General features: G+C 60.1%; 16 protein-coding genes. 9 read left to right on the forward strand and 7 right to left on the reverse strand.

The genetic code is table 11. The features are described from left to right. The first annotated feature begins 267 nt into the window (after positions 1–267). The 6 genes from ACQ4WZ_RS00005 (at position 268) to ACQ4WZ_RS00030 (ending at position 5,556) form a co-directional block, all read left to right on the forward strand. The gene (locus ACQ4WZ_RS00005) at positions 268–945 is read left to right on the forward strand and encodes a hypothetical protein (RefSeq protein ID WP_436572264.1); all 678 of its coding nucleotides are present in this window, start codon (positions 268–270) and stop codon (positions 943–945) included. Between the two features lie 364 nt (positions 946–1,309). Beyond that, positions 1,310–2,344 carry a sensor histidine kinase gene (locus ACQ4WZ_RS00010; RefSeq protein ID WP_436572265.1) on the forward strand — a complete coding sequence of 345 codons (1,035 nt, stop codon included), beginning with the start codon at positions 1,310–1,312 and terminating at the stop codon, positions 2,342–2,344. Then, on the forward strand, positions 2,341–3,090 hold the full coding sequence (locus ACQ4WZ_RS00015; RefSeq protein ID WP_436572266.1) for a LytR/AlgR family response regulator transcription factor: 750 nt from the start codon (positions 2,341–2,343) through the stop codon (positions 3,088–3,090). The genes ACQ4WZ_RS00010 and ACQ4WZ_RS00015 overlap by 4 nt, the downstream gene beginning before the upstream one ends. 108 nt (positions 3,091–3,198) lie before the next feature. Further along, positions 3,199–4,293 (forward strand): S41 family peptidase, encoded by a 1,095-nt coding sequence (locus tag ACQ4WZ_RS00020; protein WP_436572267.1) that lies wholly within the window; start codon positions 3,199–3,201, stop codon positions 4,291–4,293. Positions 4,294–4,721: 428 nt separating this feature from the next. After that, the gene (locus ACQ4WZ_RS00025) at positions 4,722–5,003 is read left to right on the forward strand and encodes a hypothetical protein (RefSeq protein WP_436572268.1); all 282 of its coding nucleotides are present in this window, start codon (positions 4,722–4,724) and stop codon (positions 5,001–5,003) included. 217 nt (positions 5,004–5,220) lie between these two features. Continuing rightward, complete coding sequence (locus ACQ4WZ_RS00030) at positions 5,221–5,556, forward strand: FKBP-type peptidyl-prolyl cis-trans isomerase (RefSeq protein ID WP_101482653.1); 336 nt, start codon at positions 5,221–5,223, stop codon at positions 5,554–5,556. Positions 5,557–5,571: 15 nt separating this feature from the next. Here ACQ4WZ_RS00030 and ACQ4WZ_RS00035 read toward each other — a convergent pair whose 3' ends face one another. From ACQ4WZ_RS00035 to ACQ4WZ_RS00045, 3 genes are all read right to left on the reverse strand, one after another. Next, positions 5,572–5,838 carry a DUF559 domain-containing protein gene (locus ACQ4WZ_RS00035; protein ID WP_436572269.1) on the reverse strand — a complete coding sequence of 89 codons (267 nt, stop codon included), beginning with the start codon at positions 5,836–5,838 and terminating at the stop codon, positions 5,572–5,574. Further along, entirely contained in the window at positions 5,775–6,059 is a 285-nt protein-coding gene (locus ACQ4WZ_RS00040; RefSeq protein WP_436572270.1) for a hypothetical protein, read from the reverse strand. The genes ACQ4WZ_RS00035 and ACQ4WZ_RS00040 overlap by 64 nt, the downstream gene beginning before the upstream one ends. A gap of 97 nt (positions 6,060–6,156) precedes the next feature. Further along, the gene (locus ACQ4WZ_RS00045) at positions 6,157–6,870 is read right to left on the reverse strand and encodes a YjjG family noncanonical pyrimidine nucleotidase (RefSeq protein WP_436572271.1); all 714 of its coding nucleotides are present in this window, start codon (positions 6,868–6,870) and stop codon (positions 6,157–6,159) included. 131 nt (positions 6,871–7,001) lie between these two features. On the opposite strand from ACQ4WZ_RS00045, the gene ACQ4WZ_RS00050 reads away from it, so the two are divergent. Beyond that, on the forward strand, positions 7,002–7,727 hold the full coding sequence (locus tag ACQ4WZ_RS00050) for a pyridoxine 5'-phosphate synthase (protein ID WP_436572272.1): 726 nt from the start codon (positions 7,002–7,004) through the stop codon (positions 7,725–7,727). Further along, positions 7,715–8,245, forward strand: a complete 531-nt coding sequence (locus ACQ4WZ_RS00055) for a DUF2947 family protein (protein ID WP_436572273.1) — start codon at positions 7,715–7,717, stop codon at positions 8,243–8,245. The genes ACQ4WZ_RS00050 and ACQ4WZ_RS00055 overlap by 13 nt, the downstream gene beginning before the upstream one ends. A gap of 75 nt (positions 8,246–8,320) precedes the next feature. On the opposite strand, the gene ACQ4WZ_RS00060 is transcribed toward ACQ4WZ_RS00055, so the two are convergent. From ACQ4WZ_RS00060 to ACQ4WZ_RS00070, 3 genes are all read right to left on the reverse strand, one after another. After that, entirely contained in the window at positions 8,321–8,722 is a 402-nt protein-coding gene (locus ACQ4WZ_RS00060; protein ID WP_436572274.1) for an STY0301 family protein, read from the reverse strand. Continuing rightward, on the reverse strand, positions 8,719–9,087 hold the full coding sequence (locus ACQ4WZ_RS00065) for a BPSL0067 family protein (protein ID WP_436572275.1): 369 nt from the start codon (positions 9,085–9,087) through the stop codon (positions 8,719–8,721). Before ACQ4WZ_RS00065 ends, ACQ4WZ_RS00060 begins: the two co-directional genes overlap by 4 nt. Before the next feature lie 125 nt (positions 9,088–9,212). Continuing rightward, entirely contained in the window at positions 9,213–9,707 is a 495-nt protein-coding gene (locus ACQ4WZ_RS00070; RefSeq protein WP_101482647.1) for a DUF4265 domain-containing protein, read from the reverse strand. Positions 9,708–9,827: 120 nt separating this feature from the next. Here ACQ4WZ_RS00070 and ACQ4WZ_RS00075 point away from each other — a divergent pair, with 120 nt between their 5' ends. Next, positions 9,828–10,259 (forward strand): GFA family protein, encoded by a 432-nt coding sequence (locus ACQ4WZ_RS00075; RefSeq protein ID WP_436572276.1) that lies wholly within the window; start codon positions 9,828–9,830, stop codon positions 10,257–10,259. Positions 10,260–10,307: 48 nt separating this feature from the next. On the opposite strand, the gene ACQ4WZ_RS00080 is transcribed toward ACQ4WZ_RS00075, so the two are convergent. Further along, positions 10,308–11,027 carry a Crp/Fnr family transcriptional regulator gene (locus ACQ4WZ_RS00080; RefSeq protein ID WP_101484713.1) on the reverse strand — a complete coding sequence of 240 codons (720 nt, stop codon included), beginning with the start codon at positions 11,025–11,027 and terminating at the stop codon, positions 10,308–10,310. Positions 11,028–11,317: the final 290 nt, after the last annotated feature.

Below are 11,317 nucleotides of genomic sequence, written 5' to 3' on the forward strand. Positions count from 1 at the left end.
GTTGATGGCGAAGAACGCTAGAATGACAGCTGTGGGGTAGAACGCTTCGGCATGATGATGTCGATGATGTGTCTCATAATCCGTTGGTGCCGTGTTCGACTCACGGGAGGCCCACCAGAATATTCATTATAAACAAGGGGTTACGATTTTTCGTAGCCCCTTTTTTATTATTTTTTCGAAAAGGTTCAACCAAAGTTCAACCAACCTCAATAGCAGTTGACTTCGCTTAGCTTGCCAAATACATTGTCGGAGACATAAGGAGGTGATATGAGCGAAAAAGGAAGACTTGAGAAAATTGGGGGAAGTGCAGCTGTTACGGTAGGGCTGGCTGGCATCGCAGCAGCGATTCCTCTCGGGCTTGGTGCCGAGACCGTCACCGCTACACTGGGGATCGCTACCATTGTTGCAAGCGTCTTACCTCCAGCGCTTCAGAAAGTAGTGTCTGACAAAACGGAAGCCCGTCTAGAAGAGAAATTGCAGGCGATCCGTCGAGATATCGAGGAGCTTCGCCTAGACGTTTCACAGGTCTCAGACGACCAAATCAAACTGACACTTGATTGTGCCAGTGCGATTTATTTCACTATCGATCCAGCGAAGCTTGAGTATCTACGGCATGCTATTAGGAATAATCTTGCCGATCCTACCGTCTCAGGCGGCGTTCCAGAAGCGTTAGGACGCCTCATTCGAGATATCACTGTTCCGGAAGTTAAGTTGGTAGAGGAGCTATTCCACTTCACTGGAATATATGTTGTGGAAAAAGATACATTTAAGTTACCCAATGGTACATATTCTGTGGAAAAAGGCTCGGCGGACGAGATTGCTGTGACCGGCCTCATTAGGTTGGGACTGTTGACTGCTCTGTCCCCTAGCTGGGACGCTACCAAGTATAGCTGGTCGCCAATGGCCGCCAAGCTTATTGCGTTGATAAAACAGAAATCGAATTAGTTTTGTCAGGGTTGCTGTCCGATACCTTGGCCGCAACGCGAACAACAGCACCACACCTTACTAGCCCTCGCGCCCCGCTCTCAATACCCACTATGTATGGGAGACTGCTTTCGCCCCGTGCGGCCGTTCGTAGTTGCGCCAATCACGCTCATCGCACAGTTACATGTGCTCGCGAGCCACATCTCAAGCTCGAACCGGCTGGTCGCAGGGCATGCACGGGTCAGCGCATTTGACTGGCCCACCGTCCAGCCAGCGCTTAAGGTGAACGCTTTGCTGCCTCGGAACTTTCCATGCGCGTTTTACTTTCTATTCAATGGGTGACTGAAACGATAGAATTGCAGAATTGCATTTTTGGAAACCCATCGTGAAAGTCGAAACTCCTTTGCTCGTTCCCGTGCTGGCCGCACTGCCCGTGTGCGCCTGCATGGCCATCCTCGGCCTGCCCGCCGTCGGTCATGGGCATGCGACTGCCTTCCGCACGCTTTTCTTTGTCGCCTGCCTGGCGTGGCTGATTCCGCTGACGCTGCTGCAGCGGGCCATGTGGCGCCGCGAATGGCCCTGGCTGCGGATGGCGTTGATGCTGCTGGCAAGCACCTACGTGATGTCCGTCCTGAACGCCGTGCTGGGGCAGCGCCTGGCCATCTCGCGAGGACTGGGAACCGGCTACGAATTGGCCGATCTCCTCCGGGACCTGGATGGCTGCTGGCTGGCGCTGATCGCGTTCTGCGCGGCCCATGCGGTAGCGGTCTATTACCTGTCGCTGCAACAGGTCCGCTTGCATCTCGCCCAGGCGCAAGGCGCTGCGCGCGACGCCGAGCTGCGCGCGCTGCGCCTGCAGGTCAATCCGCACTTCCTGTTCAACTCCCTGAACGCGATCTCCGCGCTGGTGTCGACCCAGTCCAACCGCGAAGCCAACCGCATGCTCGCGTGCCTGTCCGACTTCCTGCGCGCCACCCTCGCGCACGATGGCCGCCACGAGCATACACTGGCCGATGAATTGGCCCTGCTCGACGCCTACCTCGCTATCGAAAAGGCGCGGCTAGGCGAGCGCCTGCGCCTGACGATGAAGGCCGGCCCAGACCTGCTGGACAGCGTCGTGCCCTACCTCATGCTACAGCCGCTGGTGGAGAATGCGATCCGCCACGGCATCGCGCCGTTGTCCGCTCCCGGGCGGCTCGATATTCTGGTCGAGCGCGCCGGGGCGCGCCTGCTCATCGACGTGCAGAACGATGGCCAACAGCGGGCGCACGCGGAAAGCGGTATCGGCCTGGCTAACGTAAGGGAGCGCCTGCGCCACCTGTACGGCGAGGGTCAAGACGTGAACGCGGGTTGGGGTACCGACGGTCGCTTCCACGTGCGCATCGCCATGCCGCTGCGCAGTATAGGGGCAGTAGCATGAACATCCGGGTCGTTATCATCGACGACGAGCCACTGGCCAGGCTGGCGGTCAAAGTCAGGCTGGCCCGGCGCGATGCCTTCGAGCTGGTAGGCGAATTCGGTGACGGAGCCAGCGCCTACGAAGGTATTGTGGCGCTGAAGCCCGACCTGGTGTTCGTCGACGTCGAAATGCCGGGCAAGTCCGGCCTCGACATGCTGGCTGCACTTCCGCCGGCGCAGCGGCCGATGGCGATCCTGCTCACCGCCTACGACGGCTTCGCCCTGCAAGCCTTTGAACTGGCCGCCCTCGATTACCTGCTCAAGCCCGTCGATGACGAACGCTTCGACGAAGCCCTTGACCGTGCTCAGCAGGCTTTTCCCTACCGCGGCCATGCCCGTGCCGCAGCTTTGGTGTCACCGAAAGCGCGCACTTTCAGCGTGCGTGTCGGATCGCGCACGGTGCTGGTGCCGGTTGCGGAGGTCGAACGCATCGAGGCCGACGGCGACTACGCCTCTCTGTATGCGAATGGGAAGACCTGGCTGGTGCGTGAACGCCTGCACAACCTGGCCATGCAGCTCGATCCGCGCCAGTTCCATCGCGTGCACCGCTCGTCCATCGTACGGCTGGACATGATCGCCGAGCTGCGCTCGCTCACCAACCGGGACGCCATGCTGCGCCTGCGCGACGGCAGTGTGCTGCGCGCCAGTCGCTCCTATATGCCCGCTTTGACGGAAGCACTGCAACACCTCGACAAGAAACCCGAATGATGGAGGCATGCCTGCCCAAGCACCGATTCGATGACGCTCCCAGGGGCGCATCACGCGCATTTGTTCACACAACAATCAAACGATTCGTAGTCCAACTTGGAGGAATGTATGTCAGGTAGCAAGAAGTTTGTCGCAGCTGTCGTATTGGGCACGCTGTTGTCGTTTCACGCCTTTGCGGCGCAGGAAACCGCGTTGAATGCATCCGCTCGCAGTGCAATCGTGCAAACACTGGTAACAAAAATGAACGCGAATTACATCGAGCCAGCAGTGGCCGAACGGGTCAGCATTGCGATCGCCAGGAAAAATGCCGAAGGAGGTTATGCGACCGCCGCCAGCGTGCAGACGTTCAGTGAGGCGCTGGCGAATGACTTGCGCGAATTCAGCGGCGACTTACATTTCGGCACCGCAGTTTACGCGGGTTTGCGTGAGCGCAGCGGTCCCGCTGAACTGCCTGGCCGCGCCAGGATGGACGAAGCGCGCGATCAAACCGCGCGGCGCGGCTATGACATCGAGAAGATCGAACGTCTTCCCGGCAACGTCGGCTATATCGAGCTGCGCGGCTTCGGAGGCCCGGAATTCGTCGGCGCGGCGTACACGGCGGCGATGTCGCTCATGGCGGGGACGGATGCGCTGATCCTCGACCTGCGCCGCAACGGCGGCGGCAGCCCGGCCAGCGTGGCTTACCTGATGAGTCATTTCTTTCCGCTCGGCGATGAGCGTCACCTGATCGACATGTACGATCGCCCGACCGGTACGACGCGGCAGTACTGGACCGTGAAGACGGTCGCACAGCGTTACGACAAGCCCGTGTACGTGCTGACCTCGGCCCGCACGTTTTCCGGCGGGGAGGACTTCTCCTATGGCATCCAGGCGCAGAAGCGCGGCACGGTGGTCGGAGAAACCACAGGCGGCGGTTCCAATCCCGTGAGCTGGTACAACGTGGGGCAGGACATCATTGTCTCGATCCCGACCGCGCGCACGACCAATGTCGTCACCAAAACCAACTGGGAGCACGTCGGCGTGAAACCGGACATCGCCGTGCCCGCAGCACAGGCGCTGCAGACGGCGCACGTCGCCATCCTGCGCAATCTGGTGTCATCCGCAAACGGCGGCAACGCACGCACGGAACTGCAGCGCCTGCTTGCGATGGCGGAGAAAGGGGAGTCCGAGAAGCCGGTCTACACGCTCAGGGGCGAGCCTTAATCGAACCGGTGCGCATGCAGGATGGGCCTGCCCTGCGCGCTGGTTACAATCGTGACCAGCGCGCGCCTGCGGCCAAGCCGGCGCGGGCGCCGGTACCCTAGCCGCTGCGCACGGTCAGGCGATTCAGAATGTACACGACGGTCATACGACCGCGTGGCAGCGTTTGCCAGGCAGTGGAAGGCGTGTCGGGCAGAATGGGTCAATTGCCGTCGTAGTGGCGGTCTGCAGCACGTCTAATCATAAATCTGTGGAAACGTGGCAAGGCAAAATTTGGCGTGGGGTAGTCGTGGCCGTGGTGCTGGATACAACCGACTTCCACCCAACCGACAAGGAGTGGGTTTCCTCCGTGCAGTATGACGAACAGCGCGATTTCGGCATGCGTATGGCACGCGTGCACATCTCATCCGGCTGGAATTCCATGATGGTCAATGTCAACGTACCCCGACAGCGTCGAATTTGCCCAGATTCCAAAAGGAACTCTGGCCGACATCATCACACAGACCGGTCCGGACATGAATTTTCCCAGGCAGCGCTTTACCCGCATTATCCGGGTCGAATGCGCCAAGGATGACGACAAATGTCTGGACGTCGAAAGTAAAGCCAAGCGTATCCGGGCCGTCATCGACGAGCAACTCGGCGATGTCAACAAAGAGTACGCTCTGACCTTCAATCGTCATATTACTAAAGAAGATGTTGCCAGGTACAAGTAAGTGCCGTCTCCCAGGAAGCAGTTGTATCGAAATTTTCTAACATTCATGTCAGTTGAGAGGCTACGTCTGCGTGTAACACTCGTTTGCTGCACTCACCGCTAGCGAGGTCCCGGAGGGCGGCCTGCTTCGCTATTGCCCTCACTGCCTAACCGGCTTTGGGGCTTTTTTCATGCTGTCGTACAATCGCGGCATGGCGATTGATGAAGGATGAAACGAGATGACTGCTGAAGTGAAGATTGACGATATCGTGGCGGGCGATGGCAAGGCGGCTGCGCGTGGCGCGCTGGTGACGGCCCATTACCGGGGCTGGCTGGAAGATGGGACGGAGTTTGACTCGTCGCATCAGCGGGGGGAGCCTTTCCGCTGTGTGTTGAGCAATAACAAGGTCATTCAGGGCTGGATTTTGGGTTTGCATGGCATGCAGGCCGGCGGCACGCGCAAGCTGTGGGTGCCGGCGGCGCTGGCGTACGGCGAGCGGCAGGTGGGCTTGATTCCGCCGCATTCCAATTTGATCTTCGAGATTGAGCTGCTGGAAGTGCTGACGCGCGATTGATCTCTTGACGCGACGTCAGGCGGGCAGGGTACTTGCCTTCACTCCCGCTTTTTGCACGAGCAGTTGCTCGACATCGGCGCGCAGCGCCTGCTGGGTGGGGAAGTTTACATAGCGCAAGGTGACATAGCCTGCCAGCCTGAGCATGGCGTCGCGCTCCTTGTCGTGGCGTTCGCGACCAGCGTGGCTGCGGTCGTCTAGCTCAATGATGGCGATGACGTTCAGTTGCTGGCTGCACAGGACAAAATCGGCCACCTTGCGGTCGAAACGTTTCTGTTTGCCCATCCCTTCGCCGTCACCAGCGCGGAAAACGCCACTTGCGCCAGCACCGTGCATTCCGGCAAGGCCGTCTGCAGCAGCTGGTACATCTGTTGTTCGCGCGCCGTCATGACGGGTTTTCTTTGCAGCCTCAGCGCCCTGCGGGACTTGGCAGTCTGGCGCGTGGCCAGCATGACAAAGAACAGGAGCAAGGCCGCGATGGCGAGCAGGACGATGAAGGGAGGCATGGGCTGGCACCAGGATGGGCGAGTCCTGATGGTACGCGAGAAGCGGCATGTTTTCGTGCCGCTGCCAGCATATTTCAGGTGGTGCGCTTGTGGAAGATCAAGCCTGTTTCAGCTTGACTTGCATCAGGTCCAGCACCGGCACGATGTCATGCAGGCTGGCCACTTCACAGGTGGGGATGGCGGCCGAGGTATTGGCCATGCTGTCCGGGTTGAACCAGCAGCTGTCGATGCCGTAGCGGTTCGCGCCGAGGATGTCGGCGTCCAGCCGGTCGCCGATGATGATCGTTGTTTCCTTGCGGAAGGCGCGCGCCATGTTGGCCGCGTATTCGAAGAAGCGCACGTCCGGCTTGGCGTGGCCGCACGCTTCGGAGGTGGCGACGAAGGAGATGTAGTCGCTCAGGCCGGATGCGGCGATACGGCGGTTCTGGATGGACTCGACGCCGTTGGTGATGATGCCCACTTCGCCGATACGCGACAGCGTTTCGCACACATGCTTGGCGCCATCGATGAGCACGACCGTGTCCGGCAGGGACTCCAGATACAAACGGCTGGCCAGTTCCGGGTCGATGGCTATACCGTTCAGTGCAAACGTCTTGCGGAAGCGCTCCACTTTCAGGAAATCCTTGCTCACGTCACCCGTCTCGAAACGTTTCCACAGATCGACGTTGATCGCCTGGTATTGGGTGAACAGATCGTCGATGCCGTCGCGCAAGTTCAGCTCGTGCATGGTATGCAGGAACGAGCGTTTTTCGGAAGCCCTGAAATCGAGCAGGGTATCGTCCAGGTCAAACAGGAATAATTTGTATTTCATGGCATGTTGTTGAAAGCGTGGAAATCTATCTTGCATCGTAGCACGTAGCGCTGAGTTCGGTTGGCCGTGCCCTGTGCGGGCGATCCGCTACAATCGCTGCCAGACCCGTTACTTTCACTCCATTCATTTTCATGACCCAGCTCTCTGTCAACGTCAATAAAATCGCCCTGCTGCGCAATTCGCGCGGCCGCAACTTCCCGGACCTGCTGGCGTTTTCCGCGCGCTTTCTCGACTTGGGCGCCGCCGGCATCACCTTGCATCCGCGCCCGGACCAGCGCCATGCGCGCTACGACGATGTTGCGCCATTGCAGCGTCTGTGCGCGGAGCGGGGACGCGAGCTGAATGTGGAGGGCTATCCGGCGGCGGAATTTCTGCAGGTCGTGAAAGACGCGCGTCCGGCGCAATGCACCCTGGTGCCCGACATGCCGGGCCAACTGACGTCCGATCACGGCTGGGACATCGAGCAGCATGCAGCGTTGTTGCGTCCCGCCATTGCGCAATTGAACGACCTGGGCATCCGCGTCAGCCTGTTTGTCGATGCAGATTATCGGGCGCTGGAATGGGCGCGCGAGGTGGGCGCGGCGCGCGTTGAACTGTACACGGAGCAGTTTGCCGAAAGTCATGGCAGCGAGCAAGGCGATGCCGTATTTGACACCTATCTGCAGGCGGCGCGGCGCGCGCAGGCGTTGGGCCTGGGCGTGAATGCCGGGCATGACCTCGATTTGCACAACCTGGCGCGCTTCCTGGATATTCCCGGCATCCTGGAAGTGTCGATCGGCCATGCGTTGGTAGTTGAATGCATCGAGCTGGGCATGGACAAGGTGCTGGGCAGCTACCTTGAGATATGTCAATCGTAGGGGACTTGGGCAGCGATGCTGGCCGGCCACTGCAGCCTGAGCGGGACTGGCCCTTCTTCGATGCCGACGTCTCCATTCCGACACAGATGCTGGCGCAGGTGCAGGCGCTGACGCCCGATGCTGCGGCGCTACTGTGGACGCGCCATGTGTCGGCCCATCCCGATGAAATACACCCCATGCGGCTGCGAAAGGGGCATCTTCTGCACCTGACAGTATCGGGCCCGGACTGGCTGGCCGAGTTCGATGCTGTTTCTAGCGAGCGCCCGGCGCAGGATGGCCGTGTGGCCGCGTTTCTCTCTTCCCACTTTCACGCTGCCGAGGCGGCACCCGTCTTTTTCATGGCCAGCCGCGCGCTCGCCTACGCGCTGACACCGGGCGCGCTTGCCACATGCTGGCCTTGTCTGCTGGCCATTTTTGACGAGGGCCCCTTGCTGTACCAGCCCGCCACGGGCAAGTTCGTCTGGTGCCGGCCACAGGGGGCGCTGGCGGGCGGTGAGGACAGGCTGCAGCCCATTTAACGGGATAACGGGCCCGATCTATTCATGCGCCCATTCGGCAGCGGTATCAGCTCCGCTGAATGCCAGCCGCCTTGCCTATTTGCACTGAAACCTGACCATTTTCGTTCGCTGTGTAACGGCTGCGACGCACTGTTTGACGCCTGGCAAAGCCATGCGCAGGTAGCGCTCGGTACCGGCATACAGGCAGTCCACCTGGAACAGATATTGGGGGGTATCAAAATTGATGTCCCAGCGTTGATACAAGGTGCCGGCGCGTGTCCATTCCCTGACCGGGGCCAGGATAGGCAGGGCTTCACCGTCTGCCGGCGGCTGATCCGCCGGATAGGACAGCACGCGCACGCCGTCGAGCTTGGCGGCTGGCAGGTTCCCGGTTGATGGTGCTGCTTGTGGGCAAGAAACGGACGCAACGGGGGCTGCGGCAGCTGGCCGCATCGCCGCGGCAGCGATGAGCAATGCCAGCAGTGCGAGCGGCTTCATTCCACCACCGAATAGAGTTCGGGGCGATTCGATGCCCCTGCCGCCGAACGGCCAAAGTAAATCACGCGGGCGCTGGGTTTGTGGTTGCGCCACTGGTCGAAAATTTCAATGCCGCCAGGCACCTGGCGAATGAAGAGCGCCGCATGGTTGCCCTGCCCCAGATTCTGATAGTGGCCATTGACGAAGGTGGCAATCAGCGTGCCTTTCGCGATGCCACCTTTTTCCAGCAGGTCCGGCACTTTGTCGCCTTCGCGCCAAAGCGATGAGGCGCGGGCGCCAGTGAGGTGCGTGACCAAGGTGACGCACTCACCATTTCCCACTATTTCCTTTTGCTTTGCATAGTCGGCACGCGCAATGTAAGGCATATCGTTTCTCTCTGTGGTTGACGATACAGAGAGCGTACGCAAGGGGCGGGAACGCAGCTTGACGTGTGCCAGAGCAATATGGCGCATTGACCTGCGTCATGGCCTCGCCTGGCGTACGGGCAAGCTTACCTATCCACCCACCAGTTGAGCAAGGTTTCATCATCGTCGTCATCGAGGTTGACGTAGATGTTGGCGAAGTACCATTCCACGCCCGTCGCCGTGCGGAAGGCGTCGAAGGGGCCGTTGACGTTGTAGATGCCGTGGTGGCCCGGCACGCTGAAGGTAAGATTGCCCTTGTACTGGCCGTCGAGCGTGCCGCCCAATTGCTCCTGTACGTCGCGCTCGAGCCGGTCGACTGCGGCTTGGTCCACGGTATCGGCGTCGTAGATCTGGATGCAGAAGTTGCCGCCCCGCTTTAATACTTCGGCGGGGGCGAGCGGGTCGGCGATGTTGATGATGTCGCCGCGCGCCAGGTTCATGGTCAGGCCAGGCGAGGCCAGCAGTTCGTAGACGTGCTCGTCAATCTGGCGCGCCGGCAGGGTTTCATACACGGGGCCGTGGGTGTTTTCGCCTGCCAGTACGCGGATGTGCGGCAAGCCTTCGCAATTGATGTCTTCCATTCATTCTTTCAAAGTGCCGGCACGCTGGTTTGCGGGTCGCGCCGGGTTGGGGTTTATGGCAATATTGTACCGGGACGTGCCAGCTGGCGAGGTACGCAACGGTGCAAACGAGGAGAGGCAATGGAGAACGCGGTACAGGCAGGCGGCTGTTTATGTGGCGCCGTGCGCTTCGAAGTGACAGGCGAGGGCAGCAATCCGCACAGTTGTTCCTGTCGTAATTGCCAGCAGCACACGGGCGCGCCGACTGTGGTGTGGATGGAGTTTGCGCGCGATCAGGTGCGCTGGACGGGCACGTCCGGTGTACCTGCCACTTATCGCTCTTCCGAGTATTCCAGTCGGGCCTTTTGCGCCGTTTGCGGCAGTTCCATCGGCGCCATCGACGATGCGCCCACGGTGGCCTTGCTGGTGGGAAGTTTTGATGACCCTGTCCAGCCGGCCTTTGCGCCTGAATATCACTCGTTTGAAGATCGCAAGCCGCACTGGTGGCGGGTCGCCAGTACCGCTTGTGATGAGGCGAGTCTGGTTTGCAGCGGAGTCAACACCCCGGAATGAAAAAAGCACGCCGAAGCGTGCTCGCGCGGATGACTTGGCGCTGATGACTTAGTTATGCGCGCTGATGGCGCTGCGGAACTGTTCGAAACCGGCACGTGCTGCCTTGTAGCAATTGCCGGCTGCCGCCTCCAGGCCTTCGCGGTCGAGCACTTCGACCGTGCCACGGCGGTACTGGATCAAGCCTTCGTCCTGCAGCTTGCGCGCCGTGACGGTGACGCTTTCACGCCGCACGCCCAGCATATTGGCCATGGTGTCTTGCGTGACCTTCAGCTCATTCGACAGCGAACGGTCGAGGCGGTCCAGCAGCCAGCGGCACAGTTTCTGTTCGATGCTGCAATGGCGGCCGCCCACCACGTTCTGTGCCATTTGCGCAAACATGGCGCTGGTGTAGCGCATCAGCAATTGTGCCAGCGCGCCGCCTTCATTGAAGACTTCGCGCAGGAAGGCCGTTTTCAGGCGGTAGCCGTAGCCGGCCGTTTGCACGATGGCGGTGCAGGTGGCGCGCTCGGCTTCGTACAGCACCACGCCAGCGACGCCTTCGCGGCCGATGACGGCGATCTCGGTGGTGGCGCCGTCTTCCATCACATACAGCAGGGAAACGATGGCGTTGGTGGGGAAGTAGGTGTATTCAATCTTGCCGCCGCAATCAAACAAGTGCTTGCCGGCAGGCAGAGCGACCAGTTCCAATTGGCAAAACAGGCGCTCCAGATCGGCGCGTGACAAGGCGCGCAGCAATTCGTTCTGTTGGGCGCCAGTGATGCTGATCATGGGCGTGGCCGGCGCGGCTTGCCAGTTGTGCTGGGCGGCGGCGTGGCTATTCGTTGCTGGGGTCAGGTTGCTATAAGCTTTGTACATGGTAGGGCCTCGTCTTCTGATTTTGTTGGATGGCGCTGCTTTTCTGGCTTGCTAGCGTTGTGCTGAATCTTGTATCCACTATAGGGCCAGGGGCTGCGGGCGGGCATCGGATGAGCCGACGCGCTTATGTAGGCTAGGAACATTGCCTCGTGTCATCCGACTCCTACGCTTGCTTCTGTTTTCTCCCGTGGAAACAATTGCGA

It is taken from the genome of Janthinobacterium darwini (genome assembly GCF_051380905.1).
GTDB lineage: Bacteria > Pseudomonadota > Gammaproteobacteria > Burkholderiales > Burkholderiaceae_D > Janthinobacterium.